This window comes from Ornithinibacillus xuwenensis (assembly GCF_039614845.1).
GTDB lineage: Bacteria > Bacillota > Bacilli > Bacillales > Amphibacillaceae > Ornithinibacillus > Ornithinibacillus xuwenensis.
Genome location: NZ_JBDIML010000001.1, coordinates 552,610 through 574,038, shown reverse-complemented (window position 1 = coordinate 574,038; position 21,429 = coordinate 552,610). Strand labels below are relative to the sequence as shown.

The window sequence follows — 21,429 nt, the reverse complement described above, 5'->3', positions numbered from 1 at the left end:
TCTAGTACAATATACGTAATAGAGAAAAAATCGTTTCAGAAATCTAGAAAAATTCGGTAATTTGATGCTAGTCTTTTTAATCTAAAAAGCATGTGTTCCTTTTGATGAAACACATGCTTTCAAACTTATCCCCATTCTTTAAAAAACTGTTCCAAATAATCCTCAACGAATTGATGCCGGGACTGCGCTAGTCTTTTTGCAGCACTCGTATGAAGTAAATCCTTCAACCTTAATATTTTGTCGTAAAAATGCTGTACAGATGTTCCCGCTTTAGCAGTGTCGTGATACATTAAATTCCCACTTGCCCCTCCATAGGCAAACGTCCTTGCTATACCAATTGCACCTATTGCATCAATCCGATCCGCATCTTGGATTATCTTGCCTTCTAATGTCTCTGGTATATTCCCTTTACTAAAGGACACATTTTCTATTGCTTCATGAATCGCTAATATTTGTTTATTCGTTAACCCAATCGAATCTAGGAACTGGTCCATATCGTTTAATGCTTTTTCGGTGTCCGAAAACAACTTATAATCGCCAACATCATGAAGCCATGCTCCAACTATGCAAATAAACGAGTCAGCACCTTCTTCTTCTGCAATCTCACCTGCAATACGAGCAACACGACTTAAATGGAAGAAATCATGGCCACTAGCGTCCTGGTGAAATAGATGATGACAGTATTCTCGAACTGCTTTTAATTGATCAAACTGAATCATTAGAACAACCCTACAATTTTTCCATCTTCTGTTACATCCATTTTTAACGCAGCTGGCTGTTTCGGTAGACCTGGCATTGTCATTACATCTCCTGTTAATACGACGATAAAACCAGCGCCGATAGAGGGACGTAACTCACGAATAGAAATACTAAAACCAGTAGGACGACCAAGTAGTGAAGGATTATCTGACAAGGAATATTGTGTCTTTGCCATACACACAGGAAGATTACCCCAACCTTGTTCTTCAAAGAATGCAAGTTGCTTTTTGGCTTTTGATGATAATTCAATATCATCTGCTCCATATACAGTGTGGGCAATTTTTCTAATCTTTGTCTCTAAAGAATCCTCTAATTCATACACTCTTGTGAAATTCCTATTATCAGAGTCAATGGTGTGTACCAATTTTTCTGCTAGTTCAATTCCACCTTCTCCACCTTTTGCCCAAACATCAGTGAGAGCAACTTGATATTGATGTTCATTACACCAAGCTTCGATATATTGTACTTCGTTTTCTGTATCCGTTGGAAACTTATTAATGGCAATAACGAACGGTAGCCCAAATCCTTCTATCGTTTCGATATGCTTTTTCAAATTTTCCATTCCAGCTTTCAATGCATCAACATTTTCCTCTGTTAGATTGTTTTTAGGAACTCCTCCATGCATCTTCAACGCACGGACAGTGGCGACAATGACAACTGCATCAGGCTCAAAATTACCTGCTCTCGTTTTAATATCAAGAAACTTCTCCGCTCCAAGATCAGCACCGAATCCCGCTTCTGTTACGACATAATCTCCTAATTTGGCTGCGGTTTTAGTCGCAAGAATACTATTACATCCATGCGCAATATTGGCAAACGGTCCACCATGAATAATAGCTGGTGTATTTTCGATTGTTTGAACTAGGTTTGGTTTAATGGCATCTTTGAGCAGCATGGTTAAGGCACCTTCAACGGCCAAATCCTTTACATATATTGGCTCTTCTTGATATGTATAACCAATAACAATATTGGATATCCGTTTTTTCAAATCGTTTAAATCGTTGGATAAACAAAGTATCGCCATGATTTCTGATGCTACCGTAATATTGAAACCATCTTCTCTTGGTACTCCGCGAAGCGGGCCGCCTAGACCAACTACAATTTGCCGCAATGCTCGGTCATTCATATCCATAACACGCTTGAATTCGATTCTTCTTGGATCAATATGTAATGCGTTTCCTTGGTGAATATGATTGTCAATCATTGCTGCCAATGCGTTGTTCGCGCTTGTGATAGCATGTAAATCACCTGTGAAGTGAAGGTTAATGTCTTCCATAGGCAAAACTTGCGAATATCCGCCTCCGGCTGCACCACCCTTAATACCCATTACTGGTCCAAGTGATGGTTCTCGAAGTGCAATCACTGTCTTTTTTCCAATTTTATTTAATGCTTGACCTAACCCTACAGTTACAGTAGATTTTCCTTCTCCTGCAGGTGTTGGATTAATCGCCGTCACTAAAATGATTTTTCCGTTTGGCTTATCGGATAACTTGTCTAATAATTTGTCAGATAGCTTTGCCTTGGTATGTCCATATGGTTCCCAATCCTCAAGTGATAAATTGAGCTCTTCTGCGATTTCACTAATTGGCTTTAAGCTTGCTTCTTGTGCTATTTCTATATCTGTCTTCATTTCTCCTCTTCCCTTCCATTGGTATTATAGGTACTCGAAAAAAATGGGTACATGATACATAATATTTACGAAAAACAGTACACTAAGATTATACAATGAATGACAGTAAAACAACAGATTCATTATTGGATTATTCTGCATGTTTTTCCAGGAATCTTGACTGTCATGATAAAATAAGCTATAGTTGACACAAGCAAAGAAGATTTATGGATCATTAGAAATGGTGGCTTCGATTAGAAAGAAGTGGGTTATTTATGATCCAGACTTTCTGACTTAGCTACCTTTTTTGATTGTCATTTTTCTGATTTGTAATAACACGTTTTACGTGAAAGTTTTTAGGAGGATTATTTACATGGAAAACGGAGTAGTAAAATGGTTTAACGCAGAAAAAGGTTATGGATTTATTTCAGTTGAAGGTGGAAACGATGTATTCGTACACTATTCAGCAATTCAAGGTGAAGGCTTCAAAACACTAGAAGAAGGCCAAGAAGTAACATTTGAAATTGTTGATGGTGAACGTGGTCCACAAGCAGCTAACGTTGAAAAAAAATAAGAGAACATATATAAATAAACGGTAATCAATCAAGATTACCGTTTTTTTTGATGCTTTAAAGCTTCGATAGCGAGGCCAACGCTCTTTCTTCTGCTGGAATCCGAATTCGTAATAAAAGAATATGAAGAATCGGAAACACGATTGCGGTCATATATGCACCAAACAACATTGGAATCACAAATAGCTCAACTGCTACAATAATATAATTTGGATGCTTAACAAATTTATATGGTCCCTTTTTTATTAAGGCCACACGTGGCAATACAATAATTTTTGTATTCCAAAATCTTCCTAATGAATAGATACACCATACTCTTGCTAATTGTGCAGCAAAAAATAGTAAAAAATAAAGGTAGTTAAAGCTTATTTCTTGTGTTTGAAGTTGATTTTCTAGAAATACACTGATAAAAAACAGACTATGTAAATAAATAAACCATTTATAGTGATCGCTACCTGCCTCTATTCCACCTCTTGCCTTCATCCATTTTTCATTGTTTCTTGCAATTACTAATTCCACTAATCGTTGACCAATAATTATTACGATAAATATCCACATCCATAATGCCACTATTCATCCCACTCCAATAGTAAAATTTCAGAACTAAAACCAGGACCAAGAGCAGATACTATACTTTTCTCACCTTTTTTAATATCTTGTTGAATCCATTTTTGCAATACATATAGAACTGTCACAGAGGACATATTTCCGTGATTGGCAAGTACCTCAAATGAGTATGACAATTTCTCAGTTGGAATTGAAAAGGATTCCTCCATTGCCTCTAACACCTTTCTTCCTCCCGGGTGCACGATAAACGAATGAATCGCTTCTAGGCTCGTATTGTTTTGATGAGCAAACTGTTCTAAATGATCCTTCCACACTGTTTTAACTAAGGCAGGAATACTTTTAGAGAATATCACTTCAAAGCCATTATTCGTAACCTGCCACCCCATAACATCAGTACTGTTTCTTTTGGTATAGGAACTAGATGCTATAATTCTAGGCAATGTTTTTTGAAGAGACTTACGATGTTTTGAATTTTCCCCTATTAGAAGCACCGCACTGCTTCCATCTCCGAATAATGCTGTTCCAACTAAATTACTTTTCTTATGATCACTTTTTTGAAAGGTTAAGCTACAGAGCTCACAATTCACCAATAATGCATTTTTAGTTGGGTTAGCAGCTAACCAATTAGAAACCCTTGCTAAACCAATTGCACCTCCAGCACACCCCAATCCCCACAAAGGCATTCGTTCTACATTTTCACGAAACGGGCGTTCGTTCATGAGATATACATCTAGTGATGGTGTTGTAATACCAGTACTAGAAACAAACGCAATCAAATCAACCTCTTCATACGAAATGTTATGTTCGAGATAGGCGTTTTCCAAGCATGCATCCATCGCTTCTAATGAATGTTTAATCGCATATTTGTGATACAAGTCATTGCGTTCTTCAAAGCTATGATTATCCAGAAACCAAGATTTATCCACTACAAATTGCCTTTTATGAATAGCCGCATGATCAAAAACTGGTAATAGTCTGGATAATTGCTTTTCTGGATATGGAAAGATTTTTGCTACTAAGTCTTTTACTTCAGCTTGACTAATTTCATATGTCGGTAATCCAATACCAACAGAACAAATAATTGCCATCTACTCACCTATTTTAAAATGAATTATATTAGCGTTAGTTTGCAGCCGAATTCATATTTTATTACGATTTTCTACACATTTTTGTCACAAACTTTATTAACCAAAAAGTTAGTAAAATTCATCTATCAGCTCCAATTTAAACAATTGAACAAATTGTGAATCCCTTGATATGAAGGCTCTCATCGCTTGTTTATTGTGTAAGATTAAATCGAGGACATTAATGTAAGTTTAAGGGGGTTAGCGGAATGCAAAGCAAAGAAGTTTCAGCTAGTAAAGACAAAGAAAAGAATCGACAAGACTTAAAAGGCACCTTGGTTTCAGTCAGTATATTAGGGGCCATTCTTATCATTAGCTGGGTTGGAGCATATATACTATTTATTTCGAGATAGAACATTTACGATTAGGAGCGTGATTAGAACATGCATTTACACAAGTACGAGAAAATATGGTTATTGTTTGGGATAGGTTCCTTAGTAGTCTTTCTCCTCGTGTTAGGATATGGTGCCTTTTGGCAGGGAACACATCCTCAGAGTCACGGAATCACAATTGATCCAAATAATATTGAATCAAATGAAGCATTTAAACCTGAAAATTTAGGATTAACACAAGTTGAAGAAGATAAGTATATCCTTAATATAGCAGCTTCAGCGTTTTATTATGATCTTGGAAAGGATGAAGATGGTAATGCAGTTCGGCATATTCGAGTTCCCAAAGGGTCAACAGTATTGTTCCAGGTAGCGTCAAAGGATGTCGTTCATGGTTTTAACGTAGCAGGAACAAATGTAAATATGATGGTTGAACCAGGTTATATTAGTAGCTTAGAAACGGTTATGAAGAACCCTGGGACATACACCATTGTATGTAATGAATATTGTGGAATTGGCCATCACATGATGTATGCCACCTTGGAGGTGTATGAATAATGGAATTAGCAAAGAAAAATATAGATGAACAATCATTGGGGCAACTAACGATCCAAAAAACAGAATCGAAATTATATATGTCTTATATTACAGTTGCATTTGTTGCCTTACTTATTGGTGGATTAATGGGCTTATTACAGGTATTCGTCCGTTCTGGAAGATTCACTTTACCTTTTGGAATTGATTACTATCAAGTATTGACTGTACACGGTGTTATATTGGGACTCGTATTGACCACTTATTTTATTATTGGATTCCATTTTTCCTTAATGGGCAAAACGGTTGGCATTTCCACTAAACAGCGGAAATTAGCATGGCTTGCATTTTGGATTATGGTGATTGGTACAGTCTTAACAGCGACAGCAATTTTATTAGGTCAAGCAAGTGTATTATATACATTCTATGCACCACTTCAGGCTCATCCAGCGTTTTATATTGGTCTAGCAATGGTTATCATCGGAAGCTGGATAGCGGGATTTGTCAATTGGCGACAGTTATACGTATGGAAAAAAGCACATCCAAGGGAGAAATCTCCACTATTAGCATTCATGGTTACGATTAATACATTATTATGGTTTATTGCAACATTGGGAGTGGCTGCAGCAGTACTAATTCAATTTATTCCGTGGTCACTGGGGTATGCTGAGACGATTAATGTATTAGTAAGCAGAACATTATTCTGGTACTTTGGTCACCCATTAGTTTATTTTTGGTTACTGCCTGCTTATATGGCTTGGTATGCAATTATTCCAAAGATTATTGGTGGGAAGCTCTTTAGCGATTCACTAGCCAGAATGTCCTTTGTCTTATTCTTATTCTTTTCTATCCCAGTTGGTTTCCATCACCAGCTAACGGAACCAGGGATTGATCCTACTTGGAAGTTTATTCAAGTAGCTCTTACGTTCATGGTTGTAATTCCAAGCTTAATGACGGCATTTTCTATGTTTGCAACATTTGAGATCACTGGTAGAAGAAAAGGCTTTAAAGGCTTATTTGGATGGTTTAAGCATTTACCATGGAAGGATGTTCGATTTCTAGCTCCCTTTATTGGAATGCTAGCATTTATTCCTGGTGGAGCAGGTGGAATTATTAATGCTTCCCATCAAATGAATGCCGTTGTGCACAACACCATTTGGGTAACTGGTCACTTTCACTTAACTGTAGCAACGACAGTAATGTTAACGTTTTTTGGAATCAGTTATTGGTTAATTCCTCATTTAAGAGGTAGAACATTAACACCGAAGCTTAATCGTTTAGGTATTATACAAGCTATTATTTGGACTGTTGGAATGACGATTATGTCTGGTGCCATGCATATTGAAGGATTACTAGGAGCACCTAGACGCTCTTCCTATTCTGAATATGGTGGTGGCGAGCAGGTTTCTGAGTGGATTGGCTACCAACTTGCACAGGCAATTGGAGGAACAATTCTATTTATCGGTATCATCCTGATGGTTTATATCTTTATCAAACTAACCTTCTTTGCTCCAAAGGGAGATGAAGAGTTTCCTATAGCTGAAGAAGAACCTGATGCAGAGCAAACACCTGCTTTCTTTGAAAACTGGAAACTATGGATTGGTATTACAGTGGCATTAATTCTATTTGCCTACACAATTCCATTTGTCGATATCATTCAAAATTCTCCTCCTGGATCTGTGCCATTTGATTGGCCAATAGGGAGATAAGTTATCCCCCACATACGCTGCATATTTCTGCAGGGTTTGTGGGGGATATTTCATAATAGTGATTCGCCATTATACATAAAAAGAAACAGGGTCTCCCCATGCTTCTTAAAACTGGTAAATATTACGATATTTTTCAGTTAGATACGATACTAAATAATCAGGATTTAATGATTCACCTGTTACATCTTCAACTATTTGCAGTGGCTTCTTCATCTTGCCATATTGATGGATATTCTCGGTTAACCACTCACGGATCTTGGTAAAATCACCAGATTGAATAACGTCATCCATATTTATGGCATCCTTCATTTTATTATTAAATTGTGCTGCATACATATAGCCTAATGCATATGATGGGAAGTAGCCGAAATCTCCACCTGCCCAGTGAATATCTTGTAATACCCCTTCTCTATCATTTGATGGCTTGATTCCTAGATAATCTTGCATCTTTTCATTCCAAAGATGTGGTAGGTCTTTCACCTCAATCTCGCTGTTAATCAACGCTTTTTCCAACTCATATCGAACCATAATATGAAGTGGATAGGTTAATTCATCCGCTTCAATTCGTATTAGTGAAGGTTTCACTTCATTAACAGCTTGATAAAAATCATGTAGCGAAATATTGTCAAAATGCTTTGGTGCATACTTTTTAAATAATTCATAGTGAGAATCCCAGAATACTTTATTTCTTCCCAAGAAATTTTCCCAGAATAAAGATTGAGACTCATGGATTCCCATGGATGTACCAGAAGCTAAAGGTGTTCCGGCGAGCCTATTACTAATATTTTGTTCGTATAGTGCATGACCACCTTCATGAATGGTACCAAATACCGCCATCCGGAAATCTTGCTCATCGTAACGTGTAGTAATACGAACATCATTTATGTTAAGAGTGATGGCAAATGGATGGATGGTGTCATCCAAACGTCCAGATTCAAAGTCATATCCCATTCGTTTTAGTATTTCAATGGCAAATTCCTTTTGACCCTGCTTTGGAAAGTGTGTATTCAAAATTGTTGAATCTGGCTTTACAGTACTTGATTGAATTTTTGATAGTAAACCGGTTAACGACTCACGAACCTTAGGAAATACTTGGTCTAATGTTTTAACGGTAACTCCAGGTTCATAGTTATGAAGTAATGCATCATAAATATTTTCTTCATAGCCCCAGTAGTTTGCAAATTTCTTATTAAAGTCAACCAGTTTTTCAAGATATGGCTGAAATAATCCGAAATCAGATTTTTCTCTAGCTTCCTGCCATACCGATTCAGACTTAGACTGTAGCATAACAAATTCTCTAAATTCTTCATCTGGTATTTTTCGATTCTTTTCGTATGTATCGAGACACTCTAACACTGTTTTCTGGAGTACTTCATCATTAGTCTGTTCGTTAAGGGCGTCAATAAAAGACTTCATTTTATCTGATGTCTCCATTTGGTGTAGCTTATGAGACAAATATCCTACTACCTCTGAGCGTTGCTCGACCCCTTTCTTAGGTATCTTTGTTCTTAGATCCCACTGAATGAGTGTGATTGCTTCCCGATACGCATTCATTTCTTTTAAATACTCTTGAAATTCTGATTGGTTTTGTGAAATCGATGTCATGACATTTCCTCCCCTAGTTTCTTTCCAAAGTACTGATAGTAATCCGTTTTAATAAACCCATTAAATAGCTTGCGCTTCTTAGTAGCTTTTTGGCCGTAATATTTCTCAAAGGCCTCAAACGCTGTTAATATATACACACTCCAAGAAGGATGGGTTTTCATTACATTTCCAATATCCTGGTAAATCGTTTGAACCATTTCTTGATCACCAATTCGTTGACCATATGGTGGGTTACCAATAATATACCCATTATTTTGTCGTATGGTTAAATCCTTAACCTGCATTTGTTTCCATGTAATTAATTCTCCTAGACCAGCTTCTGTACTATTTGATTTAGCAATTTCGATCATTTTATGATCAATATCACTACCGAGGATTTCTAGCTTCTGATCATACTTGGCTAAATCTTCCGCCTCTTCGAATGCTTGATCCCAGTATTTTGATCTGATGAGCGTCCAATCCTCAGAAGCAAATTCTCGATTAAAGCCAGGTGCGATATTTTGACCAATTAGTGCTGCTTCAATCGCGATAGTTCCCGATCCACAAAATGGATCAATTAATGGGTATTCTGCTCGCCAGTTCGTTAATAAAATTAGTGCTGCAGCCATCGTTTCCTTCAGTGGTGCTTCGCCTTGCCCAACACGATAACCTCTTTTATGTAATCCAACTCCTGAAGAGTCTATTGTTATAAACACATTATCCTTTAAGATGGAAACCTCTACTTTGTATAACGCACCAGTTTCTGGCATTTTAGAAGCAAGACCATATTTCAATTTAAGTCGTTCCGCTATTGCTTTTTTTACGATTTTTTGACAATCAGGTACACTGTATAAGGTGGATTTAACTGATTTCCCAGAGACAGGAAATTGCCCATCCTCATGAATATAATTTTCCCATGGCAATGCCTTCGTATTTTCAAATAGCTCATCAAATGATGTTGCCCTAAATTCTCCAACGACTACTTTTATACGGTCGGCAGTACGTAACCATAAATTACATCTAGGAATTGCAGATATTGGTGCTTCAAATAGAACCTTCCCATTGTCAACCTCGACTTCATACCCTAGATTTTTTACCTCGTGTGCTACAACTGACTCTAAACCCATTGCAGCTGTTGCAATTAACTTTATATGTTGCGCCATTTTAAAAATCCCTTCAAGTTCAGATTTACAATATTATTAGTGTACCACAACGTTAAAAATAAAATAACCTTTCTGCATGCCTAAGCATACAAAAAGGTTATGGTTATTTATTATTAGACCGTTGAATACTCGATAAGCCATGTTCTGTACCATTGTACTGCAATCGGTGGTCAGCCTCGTACTTAGGTTGTAATCATCTATCTACAGGTATTCACCTGTCCCTCGTTCGGTTCATTTCCCTAATAAAGGATGCCCCTACCATAATTTGGGTTGCTCACTCGTGGGGTTTACCTCGTTCCACCTGAAATGTTTCCATCTCAGCTACGTCACTGTGGCACTTTCAAGGATAGAATTCCATATCATATAGACTTAGGAACTTCACCTGCCGTTAACCGTTAGGCTACCTTGACTTATGAATTCGTCAAGCACGAACACTACAAACATCTCAGTTTGTGTGAGCATGGACTTTCCTCTGCATCTAAAATGCAGCGATTACGTGAGTATTCAATCTCTCATCTACAACTATTGTAGCATATTTAGATTACTTTTTCATTGGTAAATAAAGTTAGTTTAGGACTCTGCATTAGCGTATTTATTACCGAAAACTGCTTTTTCTAGATTGGATAGGCGTTTCAGAACATCGTAGTTTACCTGTGGTACTGTGTTAGACGACCTAGTTTTCACCTGGCTCTCACTACTCTTTTTCAAACGTTCCACTTCTTGTTTCAATCGATCAATTTCTTTTCCAAACGCTTCATAGTCTTGGATAACAATGTCTAGAAACCCGTCAACTTCTTCTTGATTATACCCTCTCATAGCTGTTTTAAAATCTTTCTCAAGAATATCCTTCGTGTTCAATTGAGCTCGATTTGGTTGCATCGTGTCATCACCTCATTTTATTTACTTTCAATTTCGATCTTACTACGTTAGCTATAATATAATGCAAGTTAGTATACTATATGTATGTGTAACTTCTTTTATTATAGCAAAAAAGTAAGAAACAGGACAATCTGCTTCTTACTTTACGTATGTATTACTTTTCCATATCTGATTTTTGAAAAGAGAACGGTAGTAAATCCTCCATTTTTATCGTCATGGTATTGGCGTGTAAATTGGTTAAATGAATTTGCATGTCAGATGGAAAGAATTCACTCATAACTTGACGACATGAACCACACGGTGGAACAGGTCGTTCTGTATCTGCAACAACTGCCATCTCAACAAAATCTGTTTCCCCATCCGCAATTGCTTTAAATATTGCAACTCTTTCTGCACAGCATGTAACCGGATAAGCAGCATTTTCAATATTACATCCAGTATAAACTTTTCCAGAGCTTGTAACTAAAGCCGCTCCTACTTGGAATTTGGAATAAGGTACATAGGCTCTTTCTCTTATAGCAATCGCTTGATCAATTAGTTGTTGTTTAGACAACACCTTTTCCCCCTTCTCGTTGTATGGAAGCTAATTATAATAAAAATTGTCAGAATTGTAAAGATTGGGGTATTAAACAATTTCCCTTAATAACTGGTCAAGAACATAAGAAACAGATTGATTTAATTCCATATATCGCTTTCTTCTAACATCTATATAATAGCTATGCATTAAGAGTAGTTCCATATTCTCTCTAGTTGACGTAATTTGATTTGGGTGTACACTTATCTTTCTCTCTTTTACCACTTTTAATGCAAGCTCCTCCCACTTCTCCAATAAATCATAAATCGGAAGCGTATTTTGCTTAACCATTTGAAAGAACTTTTTATCTTTACGGTCCTCAGGAGGATTATTTTTTTCGAATTCTTCTCTTAGCATTTGTAGATACTCTTTAAGTTTATAGGTATAGTTAACAAGTTCCATGATAAAACCTCTATTCTTATCTAGCTTTATAACTAGTTTACCATGTTAGGCTAAATAAGACATGACTAATACCTTTGGATTCGCTACAAAAAACTTCGAATGCAATACTATCCATGACGTTTCTTCAATTTCTTCATAAAGAGCTTGGTTTGAACAAGGCTATCCCGTTGTTTTTGATACGCTTGTTCAATTTGTTTGTCAATTTGCAGTGCCAATTTTTGTTCTGAAATCCGTGCTGTATCTCCTATTTGTAATAAAGCAGAGACAAATTCTTTTCTTGGATATCCGTTCTTTTCTCTTTCTCTCATCAGAGCAAGTCCCATTTTCATCACCCTTTCTAGTAAAAATGTATTATCAAACTTATTCGCTTTATTCATTAAGGTATCCTCCGTGTTCGACAAAACTAGAAGAAATGATACAAAAGTAGTGCTTAGATTCATTTTTTTTTATGAATTAGACAAACTAAAAGAAAAAGGAGGTTGTTCTAGTGAAAAATAAAGACTTACACCAAAACAAACAAAAAGAAGAAATAAACGGGAAATCATTAACAAAAGGCGACAAAAAGCTAAATGGACCAAACCGTCCTTCCACTTAAAATAGAAAAAGGATTTGCGAATGTGCAAATCCTTTTTTACGTTACGATATTTTTCAGATGATAATAAGCATATAATAACTTTCGTTTTAAATAAAATGATGTACCGATTTCATTAGGGATCGCTAAGACCGCCTTGAACCACTTCTTCTTCATACCCCCTGAATAAAACCAGTCATTTCGAATAATATCTTGATGCTCAATAATTGGATATACCATTCGTAACATAGGACCCTTAGGACGGGTTACATCTAGGAATTTTTCATAATCTGTTCTAGAACCTGTATGTTCAACAGAGAGAACAAATTTTATTAGCTTCGAATATAGTTCTGGATGGAAGATTTGATTAGCTAACTGTTTCCCTAACGTAATTCGATTGGTTACATCTGTAAAATGATGCACAAAAGCACCATAAAGCTCTCCTGAATGTGTAGGTAGTATAACCGCATTAAGCATTAAAGCATTTTGTAACATATAAGGAAGACTTAGAAACACTTTCTTTCTAAAAAATGATTGCGATATTACTGGAGCTTGAATCACATTTTGTTCATTAATGATTAATGCAATCATCAATCGATCCTTATTATTTGTTTGCCAAAAATGCTCCCATTCACGAATCATGAATGTGGAAACACGTAACTTTCTTAATAGATAAAATAATGGATAGTCATGTTGTATGGATAATTGATATACAATTAATTGTGGAAAAGCATCAGAAAATATAAGCCAATTTGCTCGTTCATATGTCATGAATAAACGTTTTCTCTCTGCTTCACCTAACATTTTTTTATAGGGGGCTAAATGTAAATCGGTCATATTCCATCCTGCATTTCGAGACACAACACTGGCAATCAAAGCCCATTTAATCTCGGGAAAGTCAAAATAGAAATGTTGATATGCTTTCGTACGAGAAATATTATCAATATTATGCTTCCTTGTTCTATTTGTTATATAATATAGATAATCCTGGTCTTGCCATCTAAGATGCATCAGACTATTCCTGCCTTTATAAAGCTTTCTAGAATAAATTTAGTTTTATGATTCCGTTATTAATTATTTATGTATTTTAGACTTTAAAGTTACTCTGCAGGCAATTTTCTGATATGATACTGTATTATGCTAGGAGGCATAATAATGAATTACCCAAATGGAAAACAGAGAGTTTCAATGAAACAGATAAGCCAAACATTCAGCAATCGTGGTATGACTCTTGAAGAAGATATCAATATGACAAATCAGTATTATTTGGATATGGACTTAGCAGTTATTCATAAAAAGCCGACACCAGTGCAGATAGTGAATGTTAATTACCCGAAAAGAAGTGCCGCCGTAATCACTGAAGCTTACTTCAAACAAGCTTCTACAACCGATTACAACGGCCTCTATCGAAATCGCCATATCGATTTTGAAGCTAAGGAAACAAAAAATAAAACTTCATTTCCGCTTGCCAATATACACGATCACCAAATAAAGCATATGGAATCGATTGTGAGCCATGGCGGAATTTGCTTTATGATTATTCGGTTTGCTTTACATAATGAGACTTATTATCTATCTGCAGATAAATTATTTCTTCATTGGTATGAAAAGCAACGTGATGGTAGAAAATCAATACCATACAATCTAATAAAGCAGGAAGGCCATGAAATACCGTTTAATTACCAAAAAAGAGTTGATTACTTATCGATTATTGATCAGCTTTATTTTTAGATTGGAGGTAGTGAGTTATGGCAGACAATCGCCAAAGTCGCACTGCACGTAGAAAACAAAAGAAAGCCAAAAAGAAACCATTATGGAAAAAAATATTCTTAGGAATATTCTTATTTTGTATAGCTATCGGAATCGGCATCGCCGGTTTGTTCACTTATTATATTGCCACTGCACCAGAAATTGATACATCAAAATTATCAGATCCATTATCGTCCAAGGTTTATGATAAGGATGGTGAGTTAATTGCTGATTTGGGTGATTTTAAACGAACAAAAATCGGTTACGATGATCTCCCACAGGTACTTATCGATGCGGTAACGGCAACCGAGGATGCGCGATTTTTCGAACATCCTGGTATCGATATTCGTCGGATTGGTGGAGCCATTTTAGGAAACCTGCGTAATGGGTTTGGTTCTGAAGGTGCAAGTACGATAACCCAACAGGTCGTAGAAAAATCTTTCTTAGATCCTGATAAGAAGTTGAAGCTGAAAGTACAAGAGCAATGGCTTGCTTTAAAATTAGAGCAAGATTACTCCAAAGAACAAATTTTAGAAATGTATCTGAATAAAATTTATTATGGTGCTGGAGCATATGGTGTAGCCAAAGCCGCAGAAACTTATTTTGGTAAAACAGATTTGCATGACTTAACGTTACCTGAAGCGGCGATTTTAGCAGGTTTGCCTCAGCGTCCAACTGCATACGATCCATTTAATAATCCTGATTTAACAAAGGAAAGAATGGAAACTGTTCTTAAACTAATGGTTCGTCATGATAAGATTTCACAAGCAGAAGCGGACGAAGCATTACAAGTTGATATCACGTCATTACTCGTAAAAGAAAAGCCTGAATCATCACCTTATGATGCTTTCTTACAACAGGTTCAAAAAGAAGTTGAGCAAAAATTAGATGGTGCAGATATTTATTCAGATGGATTACAAATCTATACGACTTTAGATAAAGATGCACAGGATTACGTAGAATATTTATTATCGGATGCTGAAGATAACCCTATCCCTTATCCAAATGAAGATTTGCACGCAGGTATGGTCGTCCTCGATACAAAATCTGGTGCAATTCGAGCGATTGGTGGAGATAGAGGCTATCAAAACGGCTTTAACTATGCATTACAAGGTGGTAACCAAGCTGGATCAACCTTTAAGCCAATTGTTGCCTATGGTCCTGCAATTGAATATAACAAAATGTCGACTTACCACCAAATCAATGATGATAAACCTTATGAAATTGCTGGAACTGACGGTCAAGTAATTCGAAATTGGAATCGTGAATATCAAGGCTGGATGACAGCGCGCTATGCTTTACAGGAATCATTGAACGTTCCTGCTGTTAAAACATTAGTTGATGAAGTCGGCTATGATAATGCACAAAAATTCGCAAATAATCTAGGGATAGAATTTGCTAACGGCAAGCCTCAGTTAACCGATGCAATTGGTGGTGCAGATACTACAGTTAATCCATTACAAATGGCGAGCGCTTATCAAGCATTTGCTAATGAAGGTATCCGTTATGAGGCACATGCCGTTACAAAAGTTGTATTTCCTGATGAACGAACTGTTGATTTAACTCCAGAGCCTCAGGTAGCTATGTCGGATTATACAGCCTATATGATTTCTGATATGCTAAAAACCGCATTATCTGAAGGGTCATCTGGTGGTAATGCGAGAATTCCTGGATTACCAGTTGCTGCAAAAACTGGTACTACAAACCTTGAGGACGCTGAAGGCGCGAAAGACTCTTGGGTGACGGGCTATTCGACCAACTACACAATTTCCGTTTGGGTTGGGTATGATGATGGAAAACGTACGATGCCATATGCAGACACACAGATTGCTCATCACCTGTTTAAAAACACGATGACTGAAATATCGAAGGATGTTGACACACCAGATTTTAAAAAACCAGATTCAGTTGTAGAGGTTGCTGTTGAAAAAGGTTCAAATCCTGCTTCCCTACCTAGTGAATATACACCAGAATCAAAAATCGTTACCGAATTATTTGTTAAAGGCACAGAACCAAAAAAGACTTCGGAGAAATATGATAAGCTAGACCATGTAAGTAATTTGAAGGCAGAATATAGCAAAGGTAATAATGCAATTAATGTTTCATGGGATTACGACTCTGAAGATGATGTCTCCTTTGAAATTTCAGCAAGTGTTGATGGTGGAGAAATGCAAGTTCTCTCCTCTACCGAAGAAAATCAAGTCGAAATAACAGAGGTTTCTGCAGGATCTGACTATAAGATTCAGGTTGTAGTTGTCAATAAGCAAGATGAGGAAAAACGTAGTGAACCACAATCTGTCTCTGTAAAAGTTGCAGAAGATGAGGAAGAAACTGAAGCGATGAAGCCTGTAGAAGGCTTAACTGCTGCTTATGTTGCTGAACAGTCTATTATTGATGTTTCATGGGGCTATAATGGACCACCAGCTACGTTTGAGGTTGTTGTCGAAGGACCACAAGGTGGGACACAGGTGGTAGAATCAAATGGCATTGAAATAAGTGGTACCTTCGAGCCAGGTCAATCCTACACAATTCGAGTTACTTCCATTGGTAAGAATGGAAATAATTCAGGAGTTCGAGGTGAAACAAAAAGTACAACACTTGAAATCCCTGCTTCACCAAGTGATCCAGGAGAAGGATCTGAAGATGAATCTGGAGGAACAGAGACGCCCAAAGACCCTGATCCTAACGATTCAGAAGAATAATTACTATAAGTAAGAGGAGTTCCGTTATTCGGAACTCCTCTTTTTAGCTTACTGCTTCTCTCTTTTTCATTCGCTTTTGGCCTTCTCTACATACTTCAAGTAATGGGCACTCTGGACAATTAGGATTTTTAGCTTTACAGTGATATCGACCGAAAAATATCATTCGATGGTGTGTTACACTCCACTCTTCCTGTGGAACCTTCCTCATCAGAGTCTCTTCAACTTCAACAACAGAATCCTTCCACCTGCAAATACCAAGTCGCTTCGAAACACGTTCTACATGTGTATCTACTGCAATCGCTGGTTCGCCAAAGGCAACAGAAGCAACAACATTAGCTGTCTTCCTCCCTACTCCTGCTAAGGTAACAAGCTCTTCTTTTGTTTTTGGAACTTCACCATCATATTCTTCTAAAAGTACCCTACAAAGCTTCTGAATATTCTTAGCTTTGTTACGATACAAACCGATCGAACGAATATCATTTTGTAATTCTTCTAATGAAACATGTAAATAATCTTCTGGGGTTTTATATTTCTTAAAGAGATCCCTTGTAACTTTATTTACTAGCGCATCCGTACACTGAGCTGATAATAACACAGCAATAACTAGCTCAAACGGGTTATCATGTGTCAACTCGCATTCTGCATCTGGAAACATTTCAGCAATTTCATCTAAACAAAATCGGATATCTTTCTTTGTTAACATTATTCCTCTCCCTCTAACCAATTATAATAGATGGATGTATCACGCTTTTTAGTTGGGGTGTTTGGTTGCTTGGATACTTGGTAGTCGTGAAATCGTTTGCTTGCTTCTCGTGCTTGCTCAACTGAATGAATACCCTTCTTCTTCCACTCTCTTAATATCCGATCCATATATTTAAAATTTAACTTCCCCATTAAAACAGATTCTCTTAGTGCGGCTTTTATTAGAGCAGGAGCAATATCATCTTCGTCTAGCCAGACATTGATTGTCTCGATTTCAAAAGGTGAGATTGGTCTACCGAATTCCTGTTCAAATAAAATAAACAACGATCCTTCATCAGACTCTTGCTTTTTCTCCTTTACCTCAGGCTTGAATAGCTTCTCCCATAATGGCTCAAGCGAATATGCTTCACTCAATTGATATTGATTATTCTCTGAACGTTCAATACGTAATAAATGTAGTTGGATAAGCTTCCGTAAAATTTGGGAGCATGATTTATCATCTATAGTTAATGTATTTGATAGCTCTTCTAAACTTGGGAAATAGTTGCCCTGTACAATAAATCGATGTACCTGTATGATAACCATTAATTCTGTCTCATTAAGACCCATTTCTTTGTAATCTGTAAGCAGCTTGGTGGGTAATGATACTTGATTTAATAAAATATGTTGAAATGAATTAAATTTTGTCATATGATTGCACCTCTATCTAAGTATAGCATGATAAAAGGTGATTCAATAATAAAATCCCTTGCAATTTAGCAAGGGATTGAGATGAAATTATGGATATAAACGGTTTAATAATCTTGGGAAAGGAATTGTCTCACGAACGTGTTCAACTCCAGATAACCAGGCAACAGTTCGTTCTAGACCAAGACCGAATCCTGAGTGTGGTACACTACCGAATTGTCTTAGCTCTAAATACCATTGGTACGCTTGACCTGTAAGCCCATGCTCTTCATAGCGCTGCTTCATAAGATCAAGATCATCGATACGCTGAGATCCACCAATGATTTCTCCATATCCTTCAGGAGCGATTAAGTCAGCACATAGTACGACTTCATTTCGGTTTGGATCTGGCTTCATGTAGAATGCTTTAATATTTGCAGGATAATTTGTAATAAACACTGGCATATCAAAGCTTTCTGCAATAGCAGTTTCGTGAGGAGCACCAAAGTCATCTCCCCATTCAATATCAGTAAATCCTTTATCTTTCAGTAATTGAATTGCATCATCATATGAAATTCTCGGAAATGGAGCTTTTATTTTTTCTAGCTTACTTGTGTCACGCTCTAGAATTCCTAGCTCTAGCTTACAATTTTTTAGCACTGATTGAACGATATAGCTAACATAATTTTCTTGAATTTCAAGACTTTCATCATGCTCAACAAATGCCATTTCAGGCTCAATCATCCAAAATTCAATTAAATGTCTGCGCGTTTTAGATTTCTCCGCACGGAAGGTTGGTCCGAATGAGAAAACTTTACCAAAGGCCATAGCAGCTGCTTCCATATATAATTGTCCACTTTGAGATAGGTAAGCATCTTCTTCAAAATATTTTGTATGGAAAAGCTCAGTAGTACCTTCCGCAGAAGATCCAGTTAAGATCGGTGGGTCAATTTTAACATATCCGTTTTGATTGAAGAATTCATATGTCGCACGAATAATTTCATTACGAATTTTCATGACAGCATGCTGTCTTTTAGAACGTAGCCACAGATGGCGATGGTCCATTAAAAACTCAGTACCATGTTCCTTTGGTGTAATTGGATAATCTGTTGCTTCATGGATTAATTCAATTGCCTCTACCTGCATTTCATAGCCAAACGGTGATCGTGTATCTTCTACAATAGTTCCTGTAATATACAAAGACGATTCTTGTGTCAAATTCTTAGCTAGTTGAAATGTTTCTTCACTAACATCACTTTTGACAACAACAGCTTGAATAAATCCAGTACCATCTCGCAATTGTAAAAATGCGATTTTACCGCTTGATCGCTTATTTGCAAGCCAAGCTCCTATTGTTACTTTTTCCCCTTCATGTTCAGGTACTTGTGCAATTGTTGTTTTCAATAAAATTACCTCCAATAGTTAAAAAGTTACATCCTTCGGGATTATCATGATGAAATCTTAGGTTACAAGCGATTTTCTACAAATCGTCGAATACGGGTTGCTGCTTCTACTAACTGTTCTTTCGAAATCGCATAGGATAAACGTATGTAATTTGGTGCACCGAATCCAGAGCCTGGAACCACAGCTACCTTCTCATCATCCAATAGTGCAGCTACCCATTCGTCAACAGTTGAAAACCCATTTAACTTAGCTGCTTCCGATACATTTGGAAAAAGATAAAAAGCACCTTTAGGTTTCTTACAAGTAATTCCTGGAATGTCAACTATTAAATCATATAATGCATCAAGTCTTTCTGCAAATACTTTCCTCATTTCAATCGTAGGATCCTTTTCGGCTTTGTACGCAGCTACTGTTGCATATTGTGCAATTGTGGTAGGATTTGATGTTGAATGAGATGCCAGGTTTGTCATCGCCTTAATTATCTTAACTGGACCAGCTGCATATCCAATCCGCCAACCAGTCATAGCATGTGATTTTGATACTCCATTAATTACCACTGTTTGATTCCTTAATTCCGGTGAAAGCTGTGCAATCGATATATGCTTATCGTCTGTGTAAATTAACTTTTCATAAATTTCATCGGAAATGATTAGTATGTCATGCTTTAAGCAAAATTCTCCAATGGCTAACAATTCGCTTTCACTATAAGTCATCCCAGTTGGATTACTTGGTGAATTAATAATTATTGCTTTGGTGTTAACAGTAATGGATTTCTCCAGCTGTGCAGGCGTAATTTTAAATTCATTTTCCTCTTTACCTTCAAGAAATACTGGAGATCCACCAGCCAATTTTATTTGTTCTGGATAACTGACCCAATAAGGCGTTGGTACAATCACCTCATCACCATCATTAAGAATTACCTGAAAGAGCGTATACAAGGCATGCTTGGCACCAGAAGTAACAATAATCTCATCTAAATTATATAATAGCTCATTATCAGTAGATAGCTTATCAACAATAGCTTGCTTCAAATCATTTGTTCCACCAGCTGGTGTATACTTTGTAAAGCCATTGTCCATTGCTTTCTTTGCGGCATCCAAAATATAATCCGGTGTATTGAAGTCTGGTTCCCCTGCTCCAAGTCCGATTACATCGTATCCACTTTGTTTTAATTCTTTGGCTTTTGCAGTGATAGCCAATGTTGTCGAAGGTGTTAATGTTCTTACTCTATTTGCAATCTCCATTTACATATCCCTCACTTATTCAAACATTTTCTTGAAACGAAATTCTTCGTATTGTGTTCCATCATACATGGATACATAATCAATAACATATCGATTTGCCTCATCTATGTATGTTATCTCCCATAGTACATTGTCTTTAATAATAGCAGGTACAATGTTCTTAAGCTCACATCCAGAACAATTTTTTTTCCAATCAGATTCGATGGTGTCAGAGGATAGGATATCCTCCTGATCGACAATGGTGAGATCCACCTTTTTATCGTTTGGTACAAAGACAATCTGTTCTTTATTTTTCTCGGTTTCACCATAAACGACATGATACGCTTCATCACCATGGAATCGTATGGTATTACGAATGCTAGTTATCGATGTTTCATCTAGCACACGTTTTTCGGCAGAGAAATAGCCTTCTGTTTTACTATTTTGTATATCAACATAAAGGAAAGTAATAAAAGCAATAATAGCTACCATTAGTAGAAGTACGCCAAGAACAACCCATTTTGTCCAGGAGGGAAAATTTAATCGTCTATTATTCATTACTTTGTAAAAACTTATCCTTAATTCTTATGTCATGAACCACTAAATT

Annotated in this window: 22 protein-coding genes and 1 other RNA gene; 6 read left to right on the top strand and 17 right to left on the bottom strand. The window is 36.7% G+C overall.

Annotated features, from left to right (window positions below; all coding sequences use genetic code 11):
- Positions 1 to 125: 125 nt before the first annotated feature.
- Positions 126 to 719, bottom strand: coding sequence for an HD domain-containing protein (locus tag ABC228_RS03410; protein ID WP_345823676.1), 594 nt, complete (start codon positions 717 to 719; stop codon positions 126 to 128).
- A complete protein-coding gene (locus ABC228_RS03405) occupies positions 719 to 2,389 on the bottom strand; it encodes a formate--tetrahydrofolate ligase (RefSeq protein WP_345823675.1) in 1,671 nt (556 codons plus the stop codon). The genes ABC228_RS03410 and ABC228_RS03405 overlap by 1 nt, the downstream gene beginning before the upstream one ends.
- A gap of 352 nt (positions 2,390 to 2,741) precedes the next feature.
- Between ABC228_RS03405 and ABC228_RS03400 the strand changes: the two genes are divergently transcribed.
- The gene (locus ABC228_RS03400; protein WP_345823674.1) at positions 2,742 to 2,942 is read left to right on the top strand and encodes a cold-shock protein; all 201 of its coding nucleotides are present in this window, start codon (positions 2,742 to 2,744) and stop codon (positions 2,940 to 2,942) included.
- A 55-nt stretch (positions 2,943 to 2,997) separates the two neighbouring features.
- Here ABC228_RS03400 and ABC228_RS03395 read toward each other — a convergent pair whose 3' ends face one another.
- Both ABC228_RS03395 and ABC228_RS03390 read right to left on the bottom strand, forming a co-directional pair.
- Positions 2,998 to 3,510 carry an isoprenylcysteine carboxyl methyltransferase family protein gene (locus ABC228_RS03395; RefSeq protein ID WP_345823673.1) on the bottom strand — a complete coding sequence of 171 codons (513 nt, stop codon included), beginning with the start codon at positions 3,508 to 3,510 and terminating at the stop codon, positions 2,998 to 3,000.
- Complete coding sequence (locus ABC228_RS03390; RefSeq protein WP_345823672.1) at positions 3,510 to 4,595, bottom strand: type III polyketide synthase; 1,086 nt, start codon at positions 4,593 to 4,595, stop codon at positions 3,510 to 3,512. Before ABC228_RS03390 ends, ABC228_RS03395 begins: the two co-directional genes overlap by 1 nt.
- Positions 4,596 to 4,840: 245 nt before the next feature.
- On the opposite strand from ABC228_RS03390, the gene ABC228_RS03385 reads away from it, so the two are divergent.
- Genes ABC228_RS03385 through ABC228_RS03375 form a run of 3 tightly spaced genes read left to right on the top strand, consistent with a single transcriptional unit; the run spans position 4,841 to position 7,203 of the window.
- Positions 4,841 to 4,984, top strand: a complete 144-nt coding sequence (locus tag ABC228_RS03385) for a cytochrome c oxidase subunit 2A (RefSeq protein ID WP_345823671.1) — start codon at positions 4,841 to 4,843, stop codon at positions 4,982 to 4,984.
- Positions 4,985 to 5,014: 30 nt separating this feature from the next.
- Positions 5,015 to 5,518: a cytochrome c oxidase subunit II gene (locus ABC228_RS03380; protein WP_345823670.1), complete on the top strand. Its 504-nt coding sequence runs from the start codon at positions 5,015 to 5,017 to the stop codon at positions 5,516 to 5,518.
- Positions 5,518 to 7,203 carry a b(o/a)3-type cytochrome-c oxidase subunit 1 gene (locus ABC228_RS03375; protein ID WP_345823669.1) on the top strand — a complete coding sequence of 562 codons (1,686 nt, stop codon included), beginning with the start codon at positions 5,518 to 5,520 and terminating at the stop codon, positions 7,201 to 7,203. The genes ABC228_RS03380 and ABC228_RS03375 overlap by 1 nt, the downstream gene beginning before the upstream one ends.
- A gap of 105 nt (positions 7,204 to 7,308) precedes the next feature.
- Here the strand turns inward: ABC228_RS03375 and ABC228_RS03370 are convergent, their stop codons facing one another.
- From ABC228_RS03370 to ABC228_RS03335, 8 genes are all read right to left on the bottom strand, one after another.
- On the bottom strand, positions 7,309 to 8,808 hold the full coding sequence (locus ABC228_RS03370) for a carboxypeptidase M32 (RefSeq protein WP_345823668.1): 1,500 nt from the start codon (positions 8,806 to 8,808) through the stop codon (positions 7,309 to 7,311).
- Positions 8,805 to 9,950, bottom strand: coding sequence for a THUMP domain-containing class I SAM-dependent RNA methyltransferase (locus tag ABC228_RS03365; protein ID WP_345823667.1), 1,146 nt, complete (start codon positions 9,948 to 9,950; stop codon positions 8,805 to 8,807). Before ABC228_RS03365 ends, ABC228_RS03370 begins: the two co-directional genes overlap by 4 nt.
- Positions 9,951 to 10,078: 128 nt before the next feature.
- Positions 10,079 to 10,454, bottom strand: an RNA gene (rnpB, locus tag ABC228_RS03360) — RNase P RNA component class B.
- 66 nt (positions 10,455 to 10,520) lie between these two features.
- Positions 10,521 to 10,829: a cell division regulator GpsB gene (gene gpsB / locus ABC228_RS03355; RefSeq protein ID WP_345823666.1), complete on the bottom strand. Its 309-nt coding sequence runs from the start codon at positions 10,827 to 10,829 to the stop codon at positions 10,521 to 10,523.
- A gap of 154 nt (positions 10,830 to 10,983) precedes the next feature.
- Positions 10,984 to 11,382 carry a cytidine deaminase gene (locus ABC228_RS03350; RefSeq protein ID WP_345823665.1) on the bottom strand — a complete coding sequence of 133 codons (399 nt, stop codon included), beginning with the start codon at positions 11,380 to 11,382 and terminating at the stop codon, positions 10,984 to 10,986.
- Positions 11,383 to 11,454: 72 nt separating this feature from the next.
- A complete protein-coding gene (locus ABC228_RS03345) occupies positions 11,455 to 11,805 on the bottom strand; it encodes a DUF1798 family protein (RefSeq protein ID WP_345823664.1) in 351 nt (116 codons plus the stop codon).
- Between the two features lie 107 nt (positions 11,806 to 11,912).
- Positions 11,913 to 12,182, bottom strand: a complete 270-nt coding sequence (locus tag ABC228_RS03340) for a hypothetical protein (RefSeq protein WP_345823663.1) — start codon at positions 12,180 to 12,182, stop codon at positions 11,913 to 11,915.
- A gap of 254 nt (positions 12,183 to 12,436) precedes the next feature.
- Positions 12,437 to 13,387: a DUF2515 family protein gene (locus tag ABC228_RS03335; RefSeq protein ID WP_345823662.1), complete on the bottom strand. Its 951-nt coding sequence runs from the start codon at positions 13,385 to 13,387 to the stop codon at positions 12,437 to 12,439.
- Positions 13,388 to 13,531: 144 nt separating this feature from the next.
- Here ABC228_RS03335 and recU point away from each other — a divergent pair, with 144 nt between their 5' ends.
- Together recU and ABC228_RS03325 are read left to right on the top strand one after the other, a co-directional pair.
- The gene (gene recU / locus ABC228_RS03330; RefSeq protein ID WP_345823661.1) at positions 13,532 to 14,107 is read left to right on the top strand and encodes a Holliday junction resolvase RecU; all 576 of its coding nucleotides are present in this window, start codon (positions 13,532 to 13,534) and stop codon (positions 14,105 to 14,107) included.
- A 17-nt stretch (positions 14,108 to 14,124) separates the two neighbouring features.
- Entirely contained in the window at positions 14,125 to 16,827 is a 2,703-nt protein-coding gene (locus ABC228_RS03325; RefSeq protein ID WP_345823660.1) for a PBP1A family penicillin-binding protein, read from the top strand.
- A gap of 43 nt (positions 16,828 to 16,870) precedes the next feature.
- On the opposite strand, the gene nth is transcribed toward ABC228_RS03325, so the two are convergent.
- From nth to ABC228_RS03300, 5 genes are all read right to left on the bottom strand, one after another.
- Positions 16,871 to 17,530 carry an endonuclease III gene (gene nth, locus ABC228_RS03320; RefSeq protein WP_345823659.1) on the bottom strand — a complete coding sequence of 220 codons (660 nt, stop codon included), beginning with the start codon at positions 17,528 to 17,530 and terminating at the stop codon, positions 16,871 to 16,873.
- On the bottom strand, positions 17,530 to 18,219 hold the full coding sequence (locus ABC228_RS03315) for a DnaD domain-containing protein (protein ID WP_345823658.1): 690 nt from the start codon (positions 18,217 to 18,219) through the stop codon (positions 17,530 to 17,532). Before ABC228_RS03315 ends, nth begins: the two co-directional genes overlap by 1 nt.
- Before the next feature lie 87 nt (positions 18,220 to 18,306).
- Entirely contained in the window at positions 18,307 to 19,599 is a 1,293-nt protein-coding gene (asnS, locus tag ABC228_RS03310; RefSeq protein ID WP_345823657.1) for an asparagine--tRNA ligase, read from the bottom strand.
- A gap of 62 nt (positions 19,600 to 19,661) precedes the next feature.
- Entirely contained in the window at positions 19,662 to 20,843 is a 1,182-nt protein-coding gene (locus ABC228_RS03305; protein ID WP_345823656.1) for a pyridoxal phosphate-dependent aminotransferase, read from the bottom strand.
- 15 nt (positions 20,844 to 20,858) lie between these two features.
- A complete protein-coding gene (locus tag ABC228_RS03300) occupies positions 20,859 to 21,380 on the bottom strand; it encodes a cell wall elongation regulator TseB-like domain-containing protein (RefSeq protein WP_345823655.1) in 522 nt (173 codons plus the stop codon).
- Between the last annotated feature and the right edge of the window lie 49 nt (positions 21,381 to 21,429).

Excerpts from the sequence above, each read along its gene's own strand:
- ABC228_RS03410 (WP_345823676.1), bottom strand. The coding sequence starts at position 719 with ATGATTCAGTTTGATCAATTAAAAGCAGTTCGAGAATACTGTCATCAT.
- ABC228_RS03405 (WP_345823675.1), bottom strand. The coding sequence starts at position 2,389 with ATGAAGACAGATATAGAAATAGCACAAGAAGCAAGCTTAAAGCCAATT.
- ABC228_RS03400 (WP_345823674.1), top strand. The coding sequence starts at position 2,742 with ATGGAAAACGGAGTAGTAAAATGGTTTAACGCAGAAAAAGGTTATGGA.
- ABC228_RS03390 (WP_345823672.1), bottom strand. The coding sequence starts at position 4,595 with ATGGCAATTATTTGTTCTGTTGGTATTGGATTACCGACATATGAAATT.
- ABC228_RS03385 (WP_345823671.1), top strand. The coding sequence starts at position 4,841 with ATGCAAAGCAAAGAAGTTTCAGCTAGTAAAGACAAAGAAAAGAATCGA.
- ABC228_RS03380 (WP_345823670.1), top strand. The coding sequence starts at position 5,015 with ATGCATTTACACAAGTACGAGAAAATATGGTTATTGTTTGGGATAGGT.
- ABC228_RS03375 (WP_345823669.1), top strand. The coding sequence starts at position 5,518 with ATGGAATTAGCAAAGAAAAATATAGATGAACAATCATTGGGGCAACTA.
- ABC228_RS03370 (WP_345823668.1), bottom strand. The coding sequence starts at position 8,808 with ATGACATCGATTTCACAAAACCAATCAGAATTTCAAGAGTATTTAAAA.
- ABC228_RS03365 (WP_345823667.1), bottom strand. The coding sequence starts at position 9,950 with ATGGCGCAACATATAAAGTTAATTGCAACAGCTGCAATGGGTTTAGAG.
- gpsB (WP_345823666.1), bottom strand. The coding sequence starts at position 10,829 with ATGCAACCAAATCGAGCTCAATTGAACACGAAGGATATTCTTGAGAAA.
- ABC228_RS03345 (WP_345823664.1), bottom strand. The coding sequence starts at position 11,805 with ATGGAACTTGTTAACTATACCTATAAACTTAAAGAGTATCTACAAATG.
- ABC228_RS03340 (WP_345823663.1), bottom strand. The coding sequence starts at position 12,182 with ATGAATAAAGCGAATAAGTTTGATAATACATTTTTACTAGAAAGGGTG.
- ABC228_RS03335 (WP_345823662.1), bottom strand. The coding sequence starts at position 13,387 with ATGCATCTTAGATGGCAAGACCAGGATTATCTATATTATATAACAAAT.
- recU (WP_345823661.1), top strand. The coding sequence starts at position 13,532 with ATGAATTACCCAAATGGAAAACAGAGAGTTTCAATGAAACAGATAAGC.
- ABC228_RS03325 (WP_345823660.1), top strand. The coding sequence starts at position 14,125 with ATGGCAGACAATCGCCAAAGTCGCACTGCACGTAGAAAACAAAAGAAA.
- nth (WP_345823659.1), bottom strand. The coding sequence starts at position 17,530 with ATGTTAACAAAGAAAGATATCCGATTTTGTTTAGATGAAATTGCTGAA.
- ABC228_RS03315 (WP_345823658.1), bottom strand. The coding sequence starts at position 18,219 with ATGACAAAATTTAATTCATTTCAACATATTTTATTAAATCAAGTATCA.
- ABC228_RS03305 (WP_345823656.1), bottom strand. The coding sequence starts at position 20,843 with ATGGAGATTGCAAATAGAGTAAGAACATTAACACCTTCGACAACATTG.
- ABC228_RS03300 (WP_345823655.1), bottom strand. The coding sequence starts at position 21,380 with ATGAATAATAGACGATTAAATTTTCCCTCCTGGACAAAATGGGTTGTT.